Annotated in this window: 21 protein-coding genes and 1 riboswitch; of the genes, 11 read left to right on the top strand and 10 right to left on the bottom strand. The window is 72.3% G+C overall.

All coding sequences use genetic code 11. The features are described from left to right. Positions 1–13: 13 nt before the first annotated feature. The 5 genes from ACFVH5_RS34355 to ACFVH5_RS34335 form a co-directional block, all read right to left on the bottom strand. Positions 14–1,558: a cobyric acid synthase gene (locus tag ACFVH5_RS34355; RefSeq protein ID WP_385837590.1), complete on the bottom strand. Its 1,545-nt coding sequence runs from the start codon at positions 1,556–1,558 to the stop codon at positions 14–16. After that, the gene (locus ACFVH5_RS34350) at positions 1,555–2,517 is read right to left on the bottom strand and encodes a cobalamin biosynthesis protein (RefSeq protein WP_385837589.1); all 963 of its coding nucleotides are present in this window, start codon (positions 2,515–2,517) and stop codon (positions 1,555–1,557) included. Before ACFVH5_RS34350 ends, ACFVH5_RS34355 begins: the two co-directional genes overlap by 4 nt. 115 nt (positions 2,518–2,632) lie before the next feature. Then, a riboswitch (cobalamin riboswitch) is annotated at positions 2,633–2,766 on the bottom strand. A 131-nt stretch (positions 2,767–2,897) separates the two neighbouring features. Then, positions 2,898–3,119 (bottom strand): hypothetical protein, encoded by a 222-nt coding sequence (locus tag ACFVH5_RS34345; RefSeq protein ID WP_384814717.1) that lies wholly within the window; start codon positions 3,117–3,119, stop codon positions 2,898–2,900. A gap of 12 nt (positions 3,120–3,131) precedes the next feature. Then, a complete protein-coding gene (locus ACFVH5_RS34340; RefSeq protein WP_385837588.1) occupies positions 3,132–4,370 on the bottom strand; it encodes an anion permease in 1,239 nt (412 codons plus the stop codon). Between the two features lie 197 nt (positions 4,371–4,567). Beyond that, positions 4,568–5,311, bottom strand: a complete 744-nt coding sequence (locus ACFVH5_RS34335; protein ID WP_385837587.1) for a lysozyme — start codon at positions 5,309–5,311, stop codon at positions 4,568–4,570. A gap of 215 nt (positions 5,312–5,526) precedes the next feature. Between ACFVH5_RS34335 and ACFVH5_RS34330 the strand changes: the two genes are divergently transcribed. From ACFVH5_RS34330 to ACFVH5_RS34320, 3 genes are all read left to right on the top strand, one after another. Beyond that, entirely contained in the window at positions 5,527–6,234 is a 708-nt protein-coding gene (locus ACFVH5_RS34330; RefSeq protein WP_385837586.1) for a class II aldolase/adducin family protein, read from the top strand. A gap of 265 nt (positions 6,235–6,499) precedes the next feature. Beyond that, positions 6,500–7,636 (top strand): alpha/beta hydrolase, encoded by a 1,137-nt coding sequence (locus tag ACFVH5_RS34325; RefSeq protein WP_385837585.1) that lies wholly within the window; start codon positions 6,500–6,502, stop codon positions 7,634–7,636. Between the two features lie 156 nt (positions 7,637–7,792). Then, on the top strand, positions 7,793–9,247 hold the full coding sequence (locus tag ACFVH5_RS34320) for a hypothetical protein (RefSeq protein ID WP_385837584.1): 1,455 nt from the start codon (positions 7,793–7,795) through the stop codon (positions 9,245–9,247). A 150-nt stretch (positions 9,248–9,397) separates the two neighbouring features. Here the strand turns inward: ACFVH5_RS34320 and ACFVH5_RS34315 are convergent, their stop codons facing one another. After that, on the bottom strand, positions 9,398–9,811 hold the full coding sequence (locus tag ACFVH5_RS34315) for a VOC family protein (RefSeq protein ID WP_210883857.1): 414 nt from the start codon (positions 9,809–9,811) through the stop codon (positions 9,398–9,400). Positions 9,812–9,963: 152 nt separating this feature from the next. Beyond that, complete coding sequence (locus ACFVH5_RS34310; RefSeq protein ID WP_385837582.1) at positions 9,964–10,854, bottom strand: neutral zinc metallopeptidase; 891 nt, start codon at positions 10,852–10,854, stop codon at positions 9,964–9,966. A gap of 276 nt (positions 10,855–11,130) precedes the next feature. On the opposite strand from ACFVH5_RS34310, the gene ACFVH5_RS34305 reads away from it, so the two are divergent. From ACFVH5_RS34305 to ACFVH5_RS34295, 3 genes are all read left to right on the top strand, one after another. Next, positions 11,131–12,729, top strand: coding sequence for an ABC-F family ATP-binding cassette domain-containing protein (locus tag ACFVH5_RS34305; protein ID WP_384814700.1), 1,599 nt, complete (start codon positions 11,131–11,133; stop codon positions 12,727–12,729). Between the two features lie 365 nt (positions 12,730–13,094). Then, on the top strand, positions 13,095–13,316 hold the full coding sequence (locus tag ACFVH5_RS34300; protein ID WP_006143370.1) for a helix-turn-helix domain-containing protein: 222 nt from the start codon (positions 13,095–13,097) through the stop codon (positions 13,314–13,316). Positions 13,317–13,450: 134 nt separating this feature from the next. Next, positions 13,451–14,242 (top strand): enoyl-CoA hydratase/isomerase family protein, encoded by a 792-nt coding sequence (locus ACFVH5_RS34295; protein WP_385837580.1) that lies wholly within the window; start codon positions 13,451–13,453, stop codon positions 14,240–14,242. Between the two features lie 187 nt (positions 14,243–14,429). Here ACFVH5_RS34295 and ACFVH5_RS34290 read toward each other — a convergent pair whose 3' ends face one another. Next, positions 14,430–15,146 carry a nucleopolyhedrovirus P10 family protein gene (locus ACFVH5_RS34290; protein ID WP_385837579.1) on the bottom strand — a complete coding sequence of 239 codons (717 nt, stop codon included), beginning with the start codon at positions 15,144–15,146 and terminating at the stop codon, positions 14,430–14,432. Between the two features lie 87 nt (positions 15,147–15,233). On the opposite strand from ACFVH5_RS34290, the gene ACFVH5_RS34285 reads away from it, so the two are divergent. The 5 genes from ACFVH5_RS34285 to amaP are packed head-to-tail and all read left to right on the top strand — an operon-like array spanning position 15,234 to position 17,550. Next, positions 15,234–15,728 (top strand): Asp23/Gls24 family envelope stress response protein, encoded by a 495-nt coding sequence (locus tag ACFVH5_RS34285; protein WP_384814693.1) that lies wholly within the window; start codon positions 15,234–15,236, stop codon positions 15,726–15,728. A gap of 22 nt (positions 15,729–15,750) precedes the next feature. Next, a complete protein-coding gene (locus tag ACFVH5_RS34280; protein ID WP_107017754.1) occupies positions 15,751–15,945 on the top strand; it encodes a hypothetical protein in 195 nt (64 codons plus the stop codon). Positions 15,946–15,950: 5 nt separating this feature from the next. Next, entirely contained in the window at positions 15,951–16,295 is a 345-nt protein-coding gene (locus ACFVH5_RS34275; RefSeq protein WP_385837578.1) for a hypothetical protein, read from the top strand. Further along, positions 16,292–16,966: a DUF6286 domain-containing protein gene (locus tag ACFVH5_RS34270; RefSeq protein ID WP_385837577.1), complete on the top strand. Its 675-nt coding sequence runs from the start codon at positions 16,292–16,294 to the stop codon at positions 16,964–16,966. Before ACFVH5_RS34275 ends, ACFVH5_RS34270 begins: the two co-directional genes overlap by 4 nt. Before the next feature lie 5 nt (positions 16,967–16,971). Beyond that, positions 16,972–17,550: an alkaline shock response membrane anchor protein AmaP gene (gene amaP, locus ACFVH5_RS34265; protein WP_385837576.1), complete on the top strand. Its 579-nt coding sequence runs from the start codon at positions 16,972–16,974 to the stop codon at positions 17,548–17,550. 201 nt (positions 17,551–17,751) lie between these two features. Here the strand turns inward: amaP and ACFVH5_RS34260 are convergent, their stop codons facing one another. Both ACFVH5_RS34260 and ACFVH5_RS34255 read right to left on the bottom strand, forming a co-directional pair. Next, positions 17,752–18,507 carry an SDR family oxidoreductase gene (locus ACFVH5_RS34260; RefSeq protein WP_385837575.1) on the bottom strand — a complete coding sequence of 252 codons (756 nt, stop codon included), beginning with the start codon at positions 18,505–18,507 and terminating at the stop codon, positions 17,752–17,754. Between the two features lie 5 nt (positions 18,508–18,512). Then, positions 18,513–20,363 (bottom strand): glycoside hydrolase family 15 protein, encoded by a 1,851-nt coding sequence (locus tag ACFVH5_RS34255; RefSeq protein WP_385837574.1) that lies wholly within the window; start codon positions 20,361–20,363, stop codon positions 18,513–18,515. Positions 20,364–20,514: the final 151 nt, after the last annotated feature.

The following is a 20,514-nucleotide window of genomic DNA, read 5'->3' as shown; positions in this document are numbered from 1 at the left end:
CCTTCGAGCGGGCTCATACGGGCGCTCCCGGTGGGATGAATGGCAGTCCGGCCGGTGCGCCGGACTCGATGAGCCGCCACAGCGCGTCCGTGTCCGCGTGTTCCTCGATCAGATCGCCCAGCCGGTCGAGCTGCTCCTCGCGCAGCCCCTCGAACGAGGTGTCCGCGGCCGGTACGAAGCGCCGCCCCGCCGCTGCCGCCACCTCGCGCAGGAAGGCCCGCCGGAAGCCGTCCGACTCCAGTGAGCCGTGCCAGTGCGTCCCCCAGACCTGGCCGACCCGGCAGCCGTCCAGGAAGGGTTCGCCGCCGGTGACCTGGGCGATCCCGTGATGGATCTCGTACCCCTGGACGGGTTCGCCGAGTGCTTCGCCGACGGGCCGGGTCAGGGTCTTCTCGCGCGCGAACCGCACCCGTACGGGGAGGAGTCCGAGGCCGTCGACGGCACCGGCCCTCGACTCGACCTCGTCCTCGATGTGTTCGCCGAGCAGCTGGAAACCGCCGCAGATGCCGAGCACGGGGCGTCCTTCGGCGGCCCTGCGCACCAGGGCGTCCGCGAGGCCGCGCCGCCGCAGCCACTCCAGGGCCTTGACCGTGCCCCGGGTGCCGGGTACGACGACGAGGTCGGCGTCGACCAGTTCCTCGGCGCGGTCCACGAACCGCACGACGACGCCCGGTTCGGCGGCGAGGGCGTCCAGGTCCGTGAAGTTGGACATCAGGGGGATCGCGCAGACGGCGACCCGCAGGATGTCCTCGCCGACGGGGGAGGAGACCTCGGACTCACGCACCGCCCCCCGCAGGGACACCCTGAGCCCGTCCTCCTCGTCGATGCCGAGGCCGTGCCGGAAGGGCAGGATGCCGTAGGTGTGCCGCCCGGTCAGCCCGCGCAGCATGTCGACGCCGGGTTCGAGCAGCGAGACGTCCCCGCGGAACTTGTTGACGAGGAACCCGGCGACCAGCTCCTGGTCCTCGCGCGACAGCAGCGCCACCGTCCCGAAGAACGAGGCGAAGACACCGCCGCGGTCGATGTCCCCCACCACGAGCACGGGCAGCCGCGCGTTGCGCGCGATCCCCATGTTCACGATGTCGGTGCGCCGCAGATTGATCTCGGCGGGACTGCCCGCCCCCTCACAGATCACCGCGTCATACGTGCCCCGCAACTCGGCCAGACAGTCCAGCACGGTCCCGAGCAACGCCTCCTGGCGTCCGCCGTGATAGCCGCGCGCGCTCAGCTCGCCCACGGGCCTGCCCATCAGGACGACCTGGCTGCTGCGGTCGCTGCCCGGCTTGAGCAGGACGGGGTTCATGAGCACGGAGGGCTCCACGCGGGCGGCCTGCGCCTGCATGGCCTGCGCCCGGCCGATCTCGGCGCCCTCGCGGGTGACGAACGAGTTCAAGGACATGTTCTGTGCCTTGAAGGGCGCCACCTTCACACCCCGCCGCACCAGCCACCGGCAGATCCCGGCGGTCACGACGCTCTTGCCCGCGTCGGAGGTCGTCCCGGCGACGAGCAGCCCGCCACCCGGTCCGCCACCCGTTCTCCCGCCCGTTCCCGCGCTCATGACGTACGCCCCTTCGCCTTCGGCACCAACGACGTGGCGAGCAGCCGCCCGGCGACACTCGCGCCCAGCGCGAGCAGGCCCACGCGGCGCGAGAGCCGGACGGCCCGCTCGATGTCCCCGACCCCCACGGCCCGCCCCGGACCGTTGAGCACGGGCCGGTGCTCGACCCGTCCCGCGTACGAGAGCGTGCCGCCGAGCCGTACCCCGAGCGCCCCCGCGAACGAGGCCTCCACGGGCCCGGCGTTGGGGCTCGGATGCCTGGCGGCGTCGGCACGCCAGGCGGTGACGGCCCCGCGCGGATTCCCCCCGGCGACGGCGGCGAGGACCGCGGTCAGCCGGGCCCCGGGCCACCCCACCATGTCGTCGAGCCGGGCGGACGCCCACCCGTACCGCCGGTGACGGGCCGACTTGTGCCCGACCATGGCGTCCAGCGTGTTGACGGCCCGGAACCCGACCAGTCCTGGCACGCCCGCGACCGCGCCCCACACCAGGGCGCCCACGACGGCGTCGGAGGTGTTCTCGGCGACCGACTCGACGACCGCGCGGGCGATCCCGTCGGCGTCCAGCGCCTGCGGGTCGCGCCCGCACAGATGCGGCAGCCGCTCCCTGGCCACCTCGATGTCCCCGGCGGCCAGCGCCCCGCCGACGGCCCGCGCCTCACGGCCGAGCGAGGTCCCGCCCACGACGGCCCAGGTGGCGGCGGCGGTCAGCGCGACGGAGGCGACGGGGGAGGTGCGCAGGGAACGCTCGGCGGCCACGGCGAGGGAGACCGCGCCGCCCGCGCACACGGCGGTGTGCAGCGCCCCCCAGCCCCGGTGGTCGCGCCACAGGACCCCCTCGACGGCTCCCGCGGCCCGCCCGAACGCGGCGACCGGATGCCCTCGGCGGGGATCGCCGAGCAGCAGGTCACCGAGGAGGCCGGCGGCGGCGCCGTACGCGAAGACGCGCTCGGCTCGCATCGGTTCAGCCCGCCGCTGGTTGAGGCGAAAGCCTGGTACCTGGCCCGGGCACACTGGTCCACAACAGGTGGGCGCGCATGGCGATATGTCCTCACTCAGGGTGTCCACGCCCTGGTTCGACGAGACCGACGGCGAGAGTTCCTGGCTCCCGGGGGTTCGACTCCCCGGTAACAGTGGCGGGACCGCGCCGGATTCGCACCGGCTTCCTCTTCTGCCGACGTACATGGCCTCGGCAGTCCACCACGGTCCGCGAACACCCGTCAACTTGCTGTTGACCTGCGACGGGAGAGTGTGCCGAGGCCCACACACGGACACGAGAAGGCCCCGCCGACCAGGTGGTCGACGGGGCGGTCCCGTACGGAACGGACGTGCCGCGAGGGTCAGGCGACGATCAGATAGATCCCGTACGCCACGGCCGCCGCGCACGCGGCGAAGCAGGCGTACGCGCCGGTGACCGCGAGGGTCGCGGAGCCACCCTGCTCCGCGGCCGTCTCGCGCTTGGTGAGGCCGACGATGCCGAGGGTGAAGAGGCCCACGAGGGCGACGGTGGCGATGAGGCTGACTCCGAACACGGAGCCGAGGGCTGCCCAGTCGATCTTCATGCGGTTCGTTCCTTACACCGTGGCCGGACGGGCGGGCTCGGTGTCCGGGCCCGGGATGGTGGTCTTGAGGCCGCTCGTGACCGGGGCGACCGGGCCCGCGGGAGGCGGGGTGACGGCGGCGATCGCGGTGGTCACGACGCCCGTCGGCTCGTGGTCGTCGTTGACGTTGTCGACGGTGACCGGCTGGCGGCGGGAGAGCGTCCAGATGACCGCGGAGCCGGCGATCAGCAGCGCGCCGGTGAGGATGATGCCCCAGGTGCCCTGCTTGGTCAGGAACTCGGCGCCCGCGCCGACCAGACCGGCGGCCGGGAGCGTGAGGCCCCAGGCGACGAACATGCGGGTCGCGGTCGACCAGCGGACGACACCGCCCTTGCGGCCCAGACCCGAACCCATCACGGCGCCGGAGCAGGACTGCGTGGTCGAGAGGGAGAAGCCGAGGTGCGAGGAGGCCAGGATGACCGTCGCGGCGCTGGTCTGGGCGGCGAAGCCCTGCGGCGGCGCGAGGTCGGTGAGGCCCTTGCCCATGGTGCGGATGATGCGCCAGCCGCCCAGGTAGGTGCCGAGCGCGATGGCGATACCGGCCGAGACGATGACCCACAGGGGAGGGTTCGAGCCGGGCGCGAGCACCCCGCCGGTGACCAGGGCCAGGGTGATGATGCCCATGGTCTTCTGCGCGTCGTTCGTGCCGTGGGCCAGCGAGACCAGGCCCGCGGAGGTGATCTGACCCGCGCGGTAGCCCTTGGAGGTCGCCTTCTCACCGGCCTGCCTGCTGATCCGGTACGTCAGCCGGGTGGCGAGCATCGCGGCGAGTCCGGCCACCACGGGTGCGGCGATCGCGGGCAGGAGGACCTTGGTGATCACGGTCGAGCCGTTCACCGAGGACCAGCCCGCCGACATCACCGCGGCGCCGATCAGGCCGCCGAAGAGCGCGTGGGACGAACTGGAGGGCAGACCCAGCAGCCAGGTCAGCAGATTCCACAGGATGGCGCCGACGAGCGCCGCGAAGATCACTTCGGTGCGGATGCCCTCTTCGTTGATGAGGCCGCCGGAGATCGTCTTGGCGACCTCCACGGAGAGGAACGCACCGACGAGGTTCAGTACGGCGGACATGGCCACCGCCGTCTTGGGCTTGAGAGCGCCGGTCGAGATGGTCGTCGCCATCGCGTTGGCAGTGTCGTGGAAACCGTTCGTGAAATCGAACACGAGAGCGGTAACGATCACGATTCCGAGGAGGAGCGTGATGTGTTCCATTTACCCAGGCTTCTGTTGGACGACAGTGGCACGGGGAACGTAAGCAACCTGGGTGAACGGAAGATGAACTGAGTCGGGCGGTGGGGTGACCCAATCGAGGTGCCGTCATTCCGCTTGTGTCGAAGTGGCGGCGACGGCTCTCGAAAGTCCCGGAAAATCCTCGAACAGAGGCGGAACCCGGGGGTCCGCTCCCCGGCTCACCCCCTCGCGAAGGCCTTCAGCTGGGACAGCGACCCGTTGAAGAGATTCTGGTCACCCGGCAGGCTGCCGCTGTTGTCGTACTGCCAGAACGTCCAGAAGTTCCAGCCCGAGGGCAGGGGCCCCGAGGTCGCGTTGTAGTGGGCCAGCCACAGCGGATGGTTCGAGGCGAACGCGGCGCTGTTGCCCGTGCACGTCTTCCACCAGGTGTAGTTGGTGTAGATGACGGGCCGGCGGCCGGTCTGCCGCCTCACCTCGTCGCTGAAGGCCCTGATCCAGCCGACCATGCCGCTCTTGCTCAGCCCGTAGCACTTCTTCTTCTTGTCGTACGGGTTGTACTCGATGTCCAGCGCGGGCGGCAGCGTCCAGCCGTCCGCCCGCCAGGCGCCGCCGTTGCGCACGAAGTAGGCGGCCTGCTCGGTGCCCGACGACTTGTTCGGCAGCGCGAAGTGGTACGCGCCGCGGATGATGCCCGCGTTGCGTGCGCCGTCGTACTGCTGGGCGAAGTACGGGTTGCGGTACGTGCGCGACTCGGTGGCCTTCACGTAGACGAATGTCGCGCCCTTGCTCCTCGCGCTCGACCAGTTCACGTTCTTCTGGTGCGAGGACACGTCGTGCCCCTTGGGCTTGCCGGCGGCCGAGGCCGGCACCTCGACGAGTGCGGTGCCGCCGAGCGCCAGCGTCGCCACGGAGGCGGCGACGAGACGGGCGCGCTGGCGGGACGATTTACGATTACTGGCCATGTTTTCCCCCGGAATGGCGACGTAAGTGAAAAATCTTCCAGAGGTTACTGGAAGATCCCTCGCGGTCCGTCGCGCGCCGGTCATTCGCTCCGGCGGTCGATTAATACCTTGTATTACCTTTCGGACGTTCGGGTTCCGCCCTACAGTGCCCTCGCCCGAACGGAGCAAGAGCCGAGCAGGGCCGAGCGGGGGCGGGCGGCTGGCAGGATCGCGGCATGGCTGAGCAGCGGCGGGACGCAGGAGACGGACGAGGCTTCGGGGAGACGGGCGCGTCCCGGCCCGGGGAGGCGCTGGAGCGGGCGTGGGACGACCTCGTGGCCACGGCCCGCCGGACGGTGTCCGACGGGCTGGTCGTCGGTACGTCGGGCAACGTCTCCGTGCGCGTGGGCGACACCGTCCTGGTCACGCCGACCGGGGTCCCGTACGACCGGCTGACGCCCGAGGACGTCTGCGGGGTGTCGCTGGACGGCCGGCGCGTGCTCGGTTCACTCGTTCCGACCAGCGAACTGCCCATGCATCTCGCCGTCTACCGCTCCACGGACGCGCGCGCCGTCGTGCACACCCACGCCGTGCACGCCACGGCCGTCTCGACCCTCGTCACCGAGCTGCCCCTCGTCCACTACATGTCCGCCGCCCTCGGCGGGCCCGTCCGCGTCGCGCCGTACGCCGCCTACGGCACCGAGAAGTTGGCCGAGAACATGCTCCGCGCCCTGCGGGACCGCACGGCCTGCCTCCTGCGGAACCACGGCACCCTCGCCCACGGCGCCACCCTCGACCAGGCCTACGACCGCACCGCCCAGCTCGAATGGATGTGCCGCGTGTGGCTCACCGCGTCATCCGTCCCCGGCCTCACCCCCACCTTGCTGACCGAGGACCAGGTGGCAGAGGCGGGCGAGCGGCTGAGGGGCTACGGCCAGCCGTGACACCGGGCCGTCCGCGACCGTCTGCGGCCGTACGCGGCCGTCCGCATGGGCCCGGCCGTCCACGGCGGTACGTACGGCCCCGGCCGGACGGGACACATGGGCAGGCCCGGCCGGACGGGGTGGTCCTCGGCCCGCCGGACCGTACGCGGCTGCGAACAGAAGGCCCCGCCGGCCGCGGACCCGGCCCACCCCCGCGGCGGACGCCGGAGTCACCCGTGTCGCCCGTCCACTGGCCGACAGCGGGCTCGATCAGGAGACTGGACCCGTGCGCACCGTGAAGCCGACGACGGCAGCCCTCACCACCGCCCTCACCGTGGCCGTGGCCGGCGCGGCCGGTATCGCCGCCGGCCGCTTCGCCAGCGACGCCGCCCTGAAGGCGGCGCCGGGCCGGCCACTGCCCACCGAACCCCGACTGACCGTGCACGCCACGGCCGCGGGCCAGATCGCCCTGACCCGCGCCCTCGCCTCCCGGCGCCCGGGCGTGTACGGCCTCGGCGGCGACGACGGCCACGCAGTCGTCGGCCCGCTCCTGGCCGGGGCCGCGCACTCCGCCGACACGGTGGTACGCCGTCTGGAGCGCGTCACCCACGGCACGCTGGAACCCGGCGACAAGGTGCGGTTCACACCCGGCGTGCACGTCGGCGACCCGGGCACCGCCCTCGGCCTGCCGTTCACCGACGTGGACGTCCCGGGCGAGCTGGGCACCCTGCCCGCCTGGTTCGTGCCCGCCGCCCGTGACACCTGGGTGATCACCGTGCACGGCCTCGGCGCCACCCGCGAACACCCCATGAACGTCATGGAGTTCCTGCACCGCCAGCAGTTCCCCGTCCTCGGCCTCGCCTACCGCGGGGACGCCGGCGCACCACGGCCCCCGGACGGCCTGAACCACCTCGGCGAGACCGAGTGGCGCGACCTGGACGCCGCCATCCGCTTCGCCGTGCGGTACGGCGCCGAACGCGTCGTCCTGCACGGCTGGTCGACCGGCGCCACCATGGCGTTGCGCGCCGCCGAGCACTCCGCGCTGCGCGAGCGGATCTCCGGGCTCGTCCTGGACTCGCCGGTCCTCGACTGGGAGGCCACCCTGCGCGCCCTGGCCACGGCCCGCCGCACCCCCGGCGCCCTGCTGCCGCTGGCCGTCCGCGCCGCCCAGGGCCGCACGGGCCTCGGCAGCGGCCGTGTCGAGGGCGCCGCCGACCCCGTACGGCTCAAGGTGCCCACCCTCGTCCTGCACGGCCCCGACGACACCGTCGCCCCCTGGGGACTCTCGCGCCGCCTCGCGGACCGCCGCCCCGACCTCGTCACCCTCCACACGGTCCACGACGCCCCGCACGGCGCCATGTGGAACGCCGACCCGGCCGGTTACGAAGAGGCCCTCCGCCGCTTTCTCACCCCACTGATGTAGCCACCTCCACGCCCGGCCGCGAAGCTTCCGTTTAACCGTCTACCAGTGGCCGAAATCCGCTCACACCCCCTGCCGGGCACGGTGCGCGGACCGCCTCCGTGGCCTCCTGTGGCATTCCGTTTGGGTTTTCGGACCGTCAACCGGAAGACTGCCCCCGTGACGTCCCGTATCCCGCGCGACTCCAGGCTCCGACTCGTCCGCCCGCGAACCCTGGCCGCCGCCCCCCGAGCGATGACCCAGAGGCCCGCCCGCCGACCTGCCCCCCGCCCACCGGAGGGCACACCGGCACCGGCGGAACTCGCCCGCATGGCGCGCGCCGTGCTCGCCGGCGCGGCCCGGGTCGCCCGCTGGGCCGACGCCACCCTGGGCCCCGCCCCCGGCCCCCGCCGGGACCGTGACGCCACGGCCTCCGACAGCGGCTCCGCGGACAACGACAGCTCCGGAGGGAAAGGCACCCTCTCCGACGCGATCGCGCAACAGGCCGCGACCAGTCTGTCCCTGACCCCGGATCAAGTACGGGCCGACTGGGACATCGCACGGCTCGCCGGCCTGATCGAGGTGCACGGCGACACCGCGCGCCCCGGCTGGCGCCTGCGCGCCTGGAACCGCGACGACAGCGCCGTACTGCGCGGCTGGGTCGCCTTCTTCGACGCCTGGTCGATCGCCCACCCCGGCCCCGACGGACGCGAGCCCTCCACCGTCGCCGAGGTCGTCTCCGCGATGCCGCAGGTTCTCTCCTTCCTCCAGCTGTCCGCGGGCCCCGTGCCCGTCCCACAACTCCTCGACCTGCTGGAGCAGCGCGTCACGGAACTGCGCACCGAACGCTGCGAGATCCCCTACGGCCCGCAGCCCGGCCCCGTCGACAGCTCGGAGAGCCCGGCCGAGGACACCCCGCTCGCCCCCCTGCTCGACTGGGCGCTGCACGCCCTCGCCGCCGTCGGCGCCCTCACCTGCGCCGACGGCCAGGCCACGCTCACCCCGCTCGGCAGCTGGGCCGTGTGGGTCAAGCTGGAGCAGATCTGCGTGGCCGCGCAGAGCCCCGCGGGGAACATCGAGCAGGGCGCCGAGGACATGCTCCGCGGCTGCGCCCAGCTCAGACCCAACGCGGCCCGCGCCGAGTACCGCGCCTGGCTCGCCGCCCGCCCCGTCGGCAGCGCCGTCACCGAACTCCTCGCCGCCGCCCGCGGTGAGGACGCCCTGTCGCGCGGACTGGCCTTCGAGGCCCTGCGTGTGGTCGGCGCCCCCGCCGAGCCGGACGTCCGCGCGGTGGCCGACGAGACCCCCCTGCGCCCGTACGCCCTGCTGTGGCTCGCCGAGCACGACGGACACGACCCCGAGGACGCCCACCTGGTGCTCACCCGCGAGGAGGCCACCTGGCTGTGGGTCGACACGGCCGCGGCCGTCGCCGACCACGGCGAGGCCCCGCTCCTCGTACGGCACCTGGAGTCCGCGGTGCAGGCGACCGTCCCCGCGCTCCTCGACGAGGTGCGCGCGGTCGGCCACCCCCGCACCGTGCAGGTCCTGGTCGCGCTCGCCGCCGCCCACCCCGACCCCGCGCTCGCGAAGGCTGTGCGCCGTGCGGCCTTCCAGGTGCACACCGGGGAGCACTAGGGGGTGTTTCGAAAGCCCCGCACAGCACCCACGGCGCCCCGCTGGGAGGCCGGTTCGTCGTCTGCGGGTGCGGGTGCGGGTGCGGGTGCGTGTGCGCCGGGCGCGCGGTGGCCCGCGCCCCTACAGGGCGCCGGGGGGCTGGGGACCGGGTCAGACCCTGGTCTCCGGGGCGTACGTGCCGAAGCTCCAGATGTTGCCCTCGACGTCCCGGGCCATGTAGTCCCGTGAGCCGTAGTCCTGGTCCGTCGGGGGCATCAGGATCTCCGCCCCGTGGTCCACGGCCCGCTGGTGGTGTGCGTCCACGTCGTCCACGACGACGTACACCCCGGTGGGGCCCGCGCTCTTCATGGCCTCGTCGAAGCGGCTGCCGGTGCCCTTGGAGCCCAGCATCACCGCGCCGTTGCCCTGCACCAGCTCGGCGTGCACCACCTTGCCCTCCTCGTCCTCGTACACCGACGCCTCGGTGAAGCCGAAGGCCTCCGAGAGCTGCCTGATCGCGGACTTCGCGTCTGCGTACAGCAGCGTCGGGTAGATGCTCGGGCGTCCGCTGTCCGTACCGGCCATGCCGATCACTCCTTCCGGTCCCCGCTGTCCTGCCCCACCGCTGGGACAGCACCTGAATGTGACCTGCCCCACAGTCTGGCACCCGGCACTGACAACGCCCCGCGAACGCCCGACGAACGGCCGGCGAGTGGCCGGGAACGGCCCCGGGGCGCTCAGCGGAAGGTGTCGCAGCGGGCCATGTCCCCGGTGCGGTAGCCCTGGCGGAACCACTGCTGCCGCTGCGCGGCCGACCCGTGCGTCCAGGACTCCGGCGTCACCCGGCCCTGGAACCGCTCCTGGATCCGGTCGTCGCCCACGGCCGCCGCCGCGTCCAGCCCGTCGCGGATGTCGGCCTCCGTGAGGCTGGTGATCAGTGGTCGGCCCGTCGACTCGTCCTTCGTGGTCGTCGCGTGGTGCGCCCACACGCCCGCGTAGCAGTCGGCCTGCAGCTCGACCCGTACCGCGTTGCTGTTCGCGCCGGTCCGCCCGTCCTGGGAGCGGCTCAGGGTCCCCATCAGGTCCTGCACGTGGTGCCCGTACTCGTGCGCCACCACGTACGCCTGCGCGAACGGGCCGCCGCTGGAGCCGAACTTGGTCCGCAGCTCGTCGAAGAAGCCCAGGTCCAGATAGACCTTCCGGTCACCCGGGCAGTAGAAGGGCCCGACCGCCGAGGTCGCCGACCCGCAGGCCGTGCCGACCCGGTCGCTGAAGAAGACGGTCGGCGACCGCGTGTACGTACCGCCGCGGCGCTCGAACTCCTGAGCCCAGAAGTCCTGGACGCTGTTGACGACCGCCACGACGCGGCAGTCGTCCCTGGTGTTCGCGTCCCGTCCGGTACGGCACGTCTGCTGCACCTGGGCCAGGGACGAGGCGCTCGCCCCTGGTTCTTCGTCACCGGAGGACAGGCCCAGCTGGTCGGGCCCCACACCGAAGAAGAGACCCAGCAGGAGGGCGATCAGCCCGGCGACGCCGCCGCCCACCGTGGCCCTGCCGCCGGGGATCCGGCTGCCGCGCACATCCTGCACCTCGGAGGTGTCCAGGCCGGCGTCGTCGTCGAACTGCATGGGCGCTCCACCCTCCGCGGACCGTCGTCCCCCTGCCGTCATCCTCGCCCGCTCCCCGCGGCGCGGCGCCGGGCGGCGGGCCGAACGGGGGACGAAGGAGGGCCCGGCACGGCCGGCCGCGGGGCAATGAGCGTCACACCCCCGAACACCCGCACACAGAAAAAGTGGTTGCATCGCCCCGTTAGACTTGGCCCATGGCCATTCTCCTCGTGCATTAGACGGCGTGAACGCCCTCAGCCGCCCGCCCCGTCAACAACCCTGCCCAGGAGTCTGTCCGTGATTTCCGCTTCCGGTATCGAACTGCGTGCCGGCGCCCGCATGCTCATCGAGTCCGCCACCTTCCGCATCACCAAGGGCGACCGCATCGGCCTGGTCGGCCGCAACGGCGCGGGCAAGACCACGCTCACCAAGGTCCTCGCAGGTGAGGGCACCCCCGCCGCGGGCACCGTCGCCCGCTCCGGCGAGGTCGGCTACCTCCCGCAGGACCCGCGCACCGGCGACCTCGACATGCTGGCCGGCGACCGCGTCCTGTCCGCGCGCGGCCTGGACACCCTGATCCGCAAGATGCGCGAGAACGAACAGCGCATCGCGAACGGCTCGGGCGCCACCCGCGAGAAGGCCATGCGGCAGTACGAGCGCCAGGAGACGGAGTTCCTCACCAAGGGCGGATACGCCGCCGAGGCCGAGGCCGCCACCATCGCCGCCGCGCTCAACCTCCCCGACCGGGTGCTCGGCCAGCCCCTCCACACGCTCTCCGGCGGTCAGCGCCGCCGTATCGAGCTGGCCCGCATCCTCTTCTCGGACGCGGACACCCTGCTCCTCGACGAGCCCACGAACCACCTCGACGCCGACTCCATCGTCTGGCTGCGCGACTACCTGAAGACGTACCGCGGCGGCTTCATCGTGATCTCCCACGACGTCGACCTGGTCGAGACGGTCGTCAACAAGGTGTTCTACCTGGACGCCAACCGCGCCCAGATCGACGTCTACAACATGGGCTGGAAGCTGTACCAGCAGCAGCGCGAGGCCGACGAGAAGCGCCGCAAGCGCGAGCGGCAGAACGCCGAGAAGAAGGCCACCGCCCTGCACTCGCAGGCCGACAAGATGCGCGCCAAGGCCACCAAGACCGTCGCCGCGCAGAACATGGCCAAGCGGGCCGACAAGCTCCTCGCGGGCCTGGAGGCCGAGCGCAAGTCCGACAAGGTCGCCAAGCTGCGCTTCCCCGACCCGTCGCCCTGCGGCAAGACCCCGCTGATGGCGGAGGGCCTGTCCAAGTCGTACGGCTCCCTGGAGATCTTCACCGACGTCGACCTGGCCATCGACAAGGGCTCCCGCGTCGTCATCCTCGGCCTGAACGGCGCGGGCAAGACGACCCTGCTGCGCCTCCTCGGCGGCGCGGAGAAGCCCGACACCGGCCAGATCATCGAGGGCCACGGCCTCAAGCTCGGCTACTACGCGCAGGAGCACGAGACCCTCGACCCGCAGCGCACGGTCCTGGAGAACATGCGTTCCGCGGCCCCCGACCTCGACCTCGTCCAGGTCCGCAAGACGCTCGGCTCGTTCCTGTTCTCCGGAGACGACGTCGACAAGCCGGCCTCCGTCCTCTCCGGCGGCGAGAAGACCCGTCTCGCGCTCGCCACCCTCGTGGTGTCGTCGGCGAACGTCCTGCTCCTCGACGAGCCGACGAACAACCTCGACCCGGCCAGCCGCGAGGAGATCCTCGGCGCGCTGCGCACCTACAAGGGCGCCGTCGTCCTCGTCACCCACGACGAGGGAGCCGTCCAGGCGCTCCAGCCGGAGCGGATCATCCTGCTGCCCGACGGCGTCGAGGACCTGTGGGGTGCCGATTACGCGGACCTCGTGGCCCTCGCCTGAGCGGTTCGAGGTATTTGATCGTTTGACTGATCCACTGGCTGATCCACTTCGTATGGATCATTCGGCCGATCCGTGATCCATCATCTGAGTGAGATCTCCTCGTACCGAGGTGTGTCCTACACGCATTTCCCGGCCGGGCCCTTCGTCCTCGAAGGCCCGGCCGTCGCGCGTCGCTGACCTGGACCTTCGTCCGCGAACTCGTTCGGTGGTCCGGACGGGAAGCGGATGGAATGCGGAATTCCGCTCATGGTGACGGGCTTCCACGGCGCAAGCTCGTCCCACCGACCTTGCCGAATGGGTGGCCAGGACGCTCATGAGGGGTGATCATGAGAAGTCCAGAGCGCACTTCCGCTGAGGAGGCACGGGTGGCCGAGACTCTGAAGAAGGGCAGCCGGGTAACCGGCGCCGCGCGCGACAAGCTCGCGGCAGACCTGAAGAAGAAGTACGACTCCGGTGCGAGCATTCGGGCACTGGCCGAGGAGACCGGCCGCTCGTATGGCTTCGTGCACCGGATGCTCAGTGAGTCGGGCGTCACGCTCCGTGGGCGTGGCGGAGCGACGCGAGGCAAGAAGTCCGCGTCGGCCTGACGTCGGACGGCTCCTCGTTTCTCCGATGGTGACCACCCGGTCGGTTTCCTGACCGCCCGGGTGGTTACTGTGCAGTCACTTAAGGGTGTGCCCGTACGGCACCCCCGCTGACCGCACTCATCGGAGGCGCCCTCATGGCTTCGTTCGACTCGCTGCTCGACAAGGACGGCGTACGGCTCACCGTCGACGACGCGATCGCCACGGTGACGCTGACCAACCCGGCCAAGCGCAACGCGCAGAGCCCCGCTCTGTGGCGGGCGCTGGCCGAGGCCGGTCGGCTGCTGCCGGGCACCGTCCGTGTCGTCGTGCTGCGCGGCGAAGGCAAGTCCTTCTCCGCGGGGCTCGACCGGCAGGCGTTCACGCCCGAGGGCTTCGACGGCGAGCCGTCCTTCATCGATCTCGCACGCGGTTCCGACGCCGAACTCGACGCGGCCATCGCCGAGTACCAGGACGGGTTCACCTGGTGGCGTCGGAGCGACATCGTGTCCATCGCCGCCGTGCAGGGACACGCCATCGGCGCGGGCTTCCAGCTCGCGCTCGCCTGCGACCTGCGCGTCGTCGCCGACGACGTGCAGTTCGCCATGCGCGAGACCGGCCTGGGCCTCGTCCCCGACCTCACGGGTACGCATCCGCTGGTGGGGCTCGTCGGCTACGCCCGTGCGCTGGAGATCTGTGCGACGGGGCGGTTCGTGGAGGCGGAGGAGGCGCAGCGGACCGGGCTCGCGAACGTCGCCGTGCCCGTCGATCGGCTCGACGCCGCGGTGGGTGAACTGGCCGCCGCGCTGCTGGCCGCGCCGCGGGACGCCCTTGTCGAGACGAAGGCGCTGCTTCAGGGGGCGGCTGGGCGTACGTACGAGGAGCAGCGCGTTGCCGAGCGGGGGGCTCAGGGGCGGCGGCTGCGGGATCTTGCGGGGCTTTCCGACTGAGGGGGTTGCCCTCCCGGCGGGTGGCATTCCCGAGGGGGGTGCTCCGCGGGTTGGGGGATTGTGCGGGTTCGGTGGGGGCTTGTCGCGCAGTTCCCCGCGCCCCTTAAGGGGCTGGGGCTGCGGGTTGGGGGATTGTGCGGGTTCGGTGGGGGCTTGTCGCGCCGTTCCTCGCGCCCCTTGCGGGGCTCTAGGGGGCCGGGGTCACCGCTGTCACCAGTACCGCTGCTGACGGGTGGTCCGGGAGTGAGTTGGTGATGGTGTTGCGGACCGCCGCGGCCGTGTCCAGGGTGCGCGCGGTCGTGTCCACCGCGATCTCCACCTGGACGTGGCGGCGGGGGAGCGCCGTGTCGCTGTGGAGTTCCGTGATGCGCACCTTGCTCGGCAGGGCCGTCACCGCCGGGACGGCGAGAGCGGCGGCGGCCACGCGGGACTCGTCCGTGCCGGGCGAGGGACGCGGTCCGGCGGCGGGCACGGGACCGGAGTCGGCGGGCTCCGGCGGACCCCCGCCCTCCTCCAGCAGGCCCGTCACCCGCAGGTCCACCTCCGTGACCGTCAGACCGAGCGCGTCCACCGCCGTCGCGGTGAGGGCCGCGCGGAGCCGGGACGCGGCCGCCGGCAACGGCTCGGTCGGCAGGGCCGCGAACTCCGCGTCGATACGCAGCGGCCCCGGCGGCAGCGCGCTCGGCGGCGGGGGCACGGCGGGCTCGGACGCGCTGTCCGGGTCGGCGAGGGCGAGGCGCAGCGAACCGAGGCGTACACCCTGCACCGGCCGCACCGCCCGGCGCAGTACGGCGACGGCCGCCGCCTCCGTGATCCACGCGCCGTCACCCGGCCCGCCCAACGGCAGCAGCCTGCCCAGACCGAGCTGTTGCCTTACTGCTTGCGTCCATCGGTCCGCAGTCATGGTCCCAGCGTGCCGCATCCCTGGCGCGCGACCCGGCAACCCGTCTTAATGTGGGCGAAGAGGCCCACCGAAAGGGGATGCACGGCGATGAGCGACACGACTCAGCGCAATCGGCCGGAGAGCCCGGAGGCCGAACAACCGGACCAGCAGCAGCTCAGGAAGACCGCTGTGACCAAGCGCGGCGGCGGCGACCCGGCGACCCGGGGGCGTACCACCATCGCCGACGGGGTCGTCGAGAAGATCGCCGGTCTCGCCGCCCGGGACGTCCTGGGCGTGCACGCCATGGGCAGCGGGATCTCGCGGACCTTCGGCGCCGTCCGCGACCGGGTCCCCGGCGGAAGCGCGAAGTCCGTCACGCGCGGTGTGAAGGCCGAGGTCGGTGAGGTGCAGACCGCGCTCGACCTGGAGATCGTCGTCGACTACGGCGTGTCCATCGCCGATGTCGCCCGTGATGTACGGGAGAACGTCATCGCGGCCGTCGAGCGCATGACGGGCCTTGAGGTCGTCGAGGTCAACATCGCGGTCAGCGACGTCAAGCTGCCGGAGGAAGAGGACGAGGAACCGGAGAACCGGCTCCAGTGACCGATCTGCTGAGGAGCGCACCATGAGCATGGCCGTGATCGGCATGATCGCCGGAATGGCGCTGGGATTCGCCGGGTACTTCGGCGGCTTCGGCGCGTTCCTCCTGGTGGCCGCACTGGGCGCCATCGGCTTTGTCGTGGGCCGCTTCCTGGAGGGGGACCTGGATCCCGGTGACTTCTTCCGGTCCCGTGGCACCCGCGACGACCGGCGGCGGTGACGCGCGTGTCCGAAGCCGTCGCGCCCGGCGAGCGGGGCGCCACGAGGATCGCCGACCGGGTCGTCGCGAAGATCGCCGCGCAGGCGGCCCGGGAGGCGCTCGACGTGCTGCCTCCCGGGGTGTCGCCCCCGCACGCCGCGGTCGTCGTCCACCAGGACGTCGCCCGCGTCAGTGTCAGCCTCGAACTCGGCTACCCGTGTGACATCGGCGGCCGGTGCGGTGCCGTGCGTCGTCGAGTAACTCAGCGGGTAGAGGCGTTGGCGGGAATGAAAGTTCCCGAGGTCGCCGTCCAGGTGGAGCGACTGCACTCCGCGCAGATGCGTGGGGCGGTACAGGGGAGGACGCAATGAGCGAGCCCCAGGGCTCCGAGAGCACCCGACAGCTGCCCGTCATCGAGAAGAGCGCCGGGAACGAACTGGGCCAGTCCACCTCCGCCGCCGACTACACACCCCTGCCGACCCTCGACGACGCCGAGGACGGCAACGGCCGGTTCTGGTCGGCCCGCCGCATCCCCGCGGCCGTCCTCGCGCTGCTCGTCCTGGCCGCCGCGGGCCTGCTGCTGTACGACGTCGTCGCCGTCCGCGCCGACCGGCCGGCCATGCACTGGCGCAGGTCGCTGGCCCGTGAACTCGCCGAGCGGCCCCTGGACGACACCTGGGTGCTCGTCGGCGCCGGGGTCGCGACCGCCCTGGGCCTGTGGCTGCTCGTCCTCGCCACGACCCCGGGACTGCGCGACATCCTGACGATGCGCCGAGCCCACTCCGACGTACGGGCCGGCCTGCACCGCAACGCCGCCGCGACGGTGCTGCGCGACCGGGCCATGGAGGTGTCCGGCGTGCAGTCGGTCCGGGTCCGGATGAGGCGGCGGAAGGCCGACGTCCGCGCGGTCTCGCACTTCCGTGAACTCGACGACGTACGCGCCGACCTGGACGCCACGCTCGCCGACGGCGTCAGGGGGCTCGGTCTCGTCCGGCGGCCCGCGCTGTCGGTGCGGGTCGCCCGGCCGGGCCGGAAGGGGTGAACGGCATGCCGAGGATCGTGAACCGGGTCCTGCTGGGCCTCGCGGGTCTGCTCCTGGTCGTGCTCGGCGGCTCCGTGCTCGCCGTGGGCCTCGGTGTGGCTCCGCCGTCGTGGTGGATCCACGACGGCCGGCACGACGTCCTGCTGAGCGACGCCGACCGCGTGCGGTGGCGGGCCGACGGCTGGTGGTGGCCGGCCGTCATCGCCGCGCTGACGGTGGCCGTGCTGCTCGCCCTGTGGTGGCTGACGGCCGTCCTGCGACGGCGCCGCCTCGCCGAGGTGCTGGTCGACACCGGCGACGGCGAGGGCGCGCTGCTGCGGGGCCGGGCCCTGGAGGGCGTACTGACCGCGGAGGCGGGCGCGTTGGAAGGGGTACGGGGTGCGCAGGCGTCCCTCGTCGGCCGCCGCAGCACCCCCGAGGCGAGGGTCCGCCTGCTCCTGGAACCCCACGCGGCCCCCGCCGAAACCCTGACCGCCCTGACGACGGAAGCCCTGACCCACGCCAAGGACTCGGCCGGCCTCACCTCACTCCCGGCGGAGGTACACCTACGCGCAGCAAAACACGCAGCAGAACGAGTCAACTGACCCGCACCTGTGTTTTTTTGCCCTTGAGGGGCGCGGGGAACGGCGCGACAGGCCCCCACACTCCCGCAGCCGTACAACGGACCCGCAGCGGTGTCTTCAGGGGCGCGGGGAACTGCGCAATCGGTCAGGGCCACCCCCACCGGGCCCGCGGCGACAGCACACCCCGCCGCCGCAGGTGTACCGCCGGGTTCAGAACAGGGTTCAGAATCCGCTCCGCGCCCCACCGTCCACCGGCAGCATGACCCCCGTCAGATAGGACGCCGCAGGCGACAGAAGAAACGCGGCCGTCCGCCCGAACTCCTCCGGCCTCCCGTACCGCCGCAACGGAATCCGCGCCTCGTGCGCGGCCCGAGTGGCCTCGGGATCAGCCGAATACCCGTCCAGCTCGCGCACGCGGTCCGTGTCGATCCGCGCAGGAAGCACCCCCACCACCCGGATCCCCCGCGGACCCAGCTCGTCGGAGAGGGACTTGGCGAACCCGGCGAGCCCGGGCCGCAGCCCGTTGGAGATGGTCAGCCCCGCGATCGGCTCGTACACCGACCCGGACAGCACGAACCCGATGACCCCACCCTCGCCCAGCTCGGCGGCAGCCGCCCGCGCCAGCCGCACCGCCCCGAGGAACACGGACTCGAACCCCGCCTGCCACTGCTCGTCGGTGTTGTCGGCGACGAAGCCCGGCGGCGGCCCGCCGACGCTGATCAGGATGCCGTCGAAGCCGCCGAACCGCTCACGCGCGGCCGCGATCAGGCTCGCCGGCGCCGAGGGGTCGGCGTTGTCCACGGCCACCCCGTGGGCGTTCGGCCCGAGCGCCGTCGCCGCCTCGGCCACCGTCTTCCCGTCGCGCCCGCTGACGATCACCTTCGCGCCGTCGGCGACGAGTTCACGCGCGGAGGCGTGGCCCAGGCCGCGCGTTGCTCCGGTGACGACGTAGACACGGTCCTTCAGTCCAAGATCCATGGCTCCTATCCTGCCTCGTCCGCTCCCGCCCCGTCCCCCTCGTCGTCGAACAGCGTGAGGGCGGTGCCCACCAGACCGATGTGGCTGAACGCCTGCGGAAAGTTGCCGAGCTGGTGTCCGGCCACGGGGTCGTACTCCTCCGCCAGCAGTCCCACGTCGTTGCGGAGCGCGATCAGCCGCTCGAACAGGGCGAGGGCCTCCTTCGTACGCCCCGTCAGATGCAGCGCGTCCGCCAGCCAGAACGAGCAGACGAGGAACGAACCCTCGCCGCCGGGCAGCCCGTCGACATCCCTGATGTCCGCCCCGGACGGCTCCGAGGCGTGCGGGCCGGAGCCGTCGAGGGACGCGTCATAACGGTGTACGAAGCCGTCGCGGGCGAGTTCCGAGCGCACCGCGTCGACCGTGCCGACCACCCGCGGATCGTCCGGCGGCAGGAAGCCGAGGCGGGGGATGAGCAGCAGCGCGGCGTCCAGTTCACGGGAGCCGTAGGACTGCGTGAACGTGTTCCGCTCCGGATCGAAGCCGCGCTCGCACACCTCCCGGTGCACCTCGTCCCGCATCGCGCGCCACTTGTCGACGTCGCCGTCCAGCCCGGGGTTCTCCTCCAGGGTGCGTACCGTGCGGTCGGCGGCGACCCACGCCATCACCTTCGAGTGCACGAAGTGCCGGCGCGGCCCGCGCACCTCCCACAGGCCCTCGTCGGGCTTGCGCCACGCCGTGTGCAGGAAGTCCATCAGGGCCTGGTGCAGGCGCCACATGTCCGGTTCGGCGGGCAGCCCCGCGTGCTGCGCCAGCGTGAGGGAGTCGATCACCTCCCCGTACACGTCGAGCTGCAGCTGCCGTACGGCGTCGTTGCCGATCCGCACCGGAGCCGAGCCGTGGAATCCGGGCAGCCACGCCAGTTCGTACTCGGGGATCCGCCGCTCGCCCGCCAGCCCGTACATGATCTGCAGGTCCGCCGGATCGCCCGCGACCGCGCGCAGCAGCCAGTTGCGCCAGGCCTCCGCCTCCTCCTGGTAGCCGCACGCGAGCAGCGCGCCCAGGGTGAGCGTGGAGTCCCGCAGCCAGCAGTAGCGGTAGTCCCAGTTGCGGACGCCGCCGATCTCCTCGGGCAGGGAGGTCGTGGGGGCCGCGACGATACCGCCGCTCGGCGCGTACGTGAGGGCCTTGAGGGTGATCAGCGAGCGGACGACCGCGTCGCGGTGCGGTCCGTCGTAGCGGCAGCGGGCCGCCCAGGCCTGCCAGTCGTCGACGCTGTGCTCCAGCGCCTCGAACGGGTCGACCAGGTCGGGGCGCGGTTCGTGCGAGGGATGCCAGGTCAGGACGAAGGCGACCTTCTCGCCCTCGGCGACCGTGAACTCCGAGTGCGTACCGAAGTCCTCGCCCCAGGTGTGCACCTCGGGTTCGCTGCGCAGCCACACCGAGTCGGGGCCCGCCACGGCGACCCGGTGGCCGTCGGATTTGCGGACCCACGGGACGACCGAGCCGTAGTCGAAACGCAGGCGCAGGGTGCTGCGTACGGTGACGCGGCCCTTGAGGCCCTCGACGATGCGTACGACGTCGGGGGCGCGGTCGCGCTGCGGCATCAGGTCGGTGACGCGGACCGAGCCGTCCTCGGTGTCCCACTCGGTGTCGAGCACGAGGGTGTCGGGCCGGTACGCCCGCCGCGTGCAGGTGTCCGCTCCCTTCGGCGCGAGCCGCCAGTGGCCGTTGTCGTCGTCGCCCAGCAGTTTCGCGAAGCAGGCGGCGGAGTCGAAGCGGGGGAGGCAGAGCCAGTCGACGGAGCCGTCCTGGCCTACCAGGGCGGCGGTCTGGTGGTCGCCGATGAGCGCGTAGTCCTCGATGGATGGGTGCACGTTGTGCGGGTTCCCTGGGGATCCCGCGATCAACCTTTGCGGATCGGCTCCGCATGCCGGGGACGCGTTTCGGCTGCGGCCCCGGTGGGGGCTGGCCGCGCAGTTCCCCGCGCCCCTTAAAAGATTGCGCCGTTCCCCGCGCCCCTAAAAG

The sequence above is a fragment of the Streptomyces sp. NPDC127119 genome (assembly GCF_042677425.1).
GTDB lineage: Bacteria > Actinomycetota > Actinomycetes > Streptomycetales > Streptomycetaceae > Streptomyces.
Note: the sequence above shows the minus strand (reverse complement) of the source record. Positions and strands in the feature narration are given on the sequence as shown.

Coding starts and splice junctions, on each gene's coding strand:
- ACFVH5_RS34315 (WP_210883857.1), bottom strand. CDS start 9,811: ATGGCCGGTACGGACAGCGGACGCCCGAGCATCTACCCGACGCTGCTG.
- amaP (WP_385837576.1), top strand. CDS start 16,972: ATGCCGAGGATCGTGAACCGGGTCCTGCTGGGCCTCGCGGGTCTGCTC.
- ACFVH5_RS34340 (WP_385837588.1), bottom strand. CDS start 4,370: ATGGAACACATCACGCTCCTCCTCGGAATCGTGATCGTTACCGCTCTC.
- ACFVH5_RS34280 (WP_107017754.1), top strand. CDS start 15,751: ATGAGCATGGCCGTGATCGGCATGATCGCCGGAATGGCGCTGGGATTC.
- ACFVH5_RS34330 (WP_385837586.1), top strand. CDS start 5,527: ATGGCTGAGCAGCGGCGGGACGCAGGAGACGGACGAGGCTTCGGGGAG.
- ACFVH5_RS34310 (WP_385837582.1), bottom strand. CDS start 10,854: ATGCAGTTCGACGACGACGCCGGCCTGGACACCTCCGAGGTGCAGGAT.
- ACFVH5_RS34285 (WP_384814693.1), top strand. CDS start 15,234: ATGAGCGACACGACTCAGCGCAATCGGCCGGAGAGCCCGGAGGCCGAA.
- ACFVH5_RS34355 (WP_385837590.1), bottom strand. CDS start 1,558: ATGAGCGCGGGAACGGGCGGGAGAACGGGTGGCGGACCGGGTGGCGGG.
- ACFVH5_RS34260 (WP_385837575.1), bottom strand. CDS start 18,507: ATGGATCTTGGACTGAAGGACCGTGTCTACGTCGTCACCGGAGCAACG.
- ACFVH5_RS34345 (WP_384814717.1), bottom strand. CDS start 3,119: ATGAAGATCGACTGGGCAGCCCTCGGCTCCGTGTTCGGAGTCAGCCTC.
- ACFVH5_RS34350 (WP_385837589.1), bottom strand. CDS start 2,517: ATGCGAGCCGAGCGCGTCTTCGCGTACGGCGCCGCCGCCGGCCTCCTC.
- ACFVH5_RS34290 (WP_385837579.1), bottom strand. CDS start 15,146: ATGACTGCGGACCGATGGACGCAAGCAGTAAGGCAACAGCTCGGTCTG.
- ACFVH5_RS34295 (WP_385837580.1), top strand. CDS start 13,451: ATGGCTTCGTTCGACTCGCTGCTCGACAAGGACGGCGTACGGCTCACC.
- ACFVH5_RS34270 (WP_385837577.1), top strand. CDS start 16,292: ATGAGCGAGCCCCAGGGCTCCGAGAGCACCCGACAGCTGCCCGTCATC.
- ACFVH5_RS34335 (WP_385837587.1), bottom strand. CDS start 5,311: ATGGCCAGTAATCGTAAATCGTCCCGCCAGCGCGCCCGTCTCGTCGCC.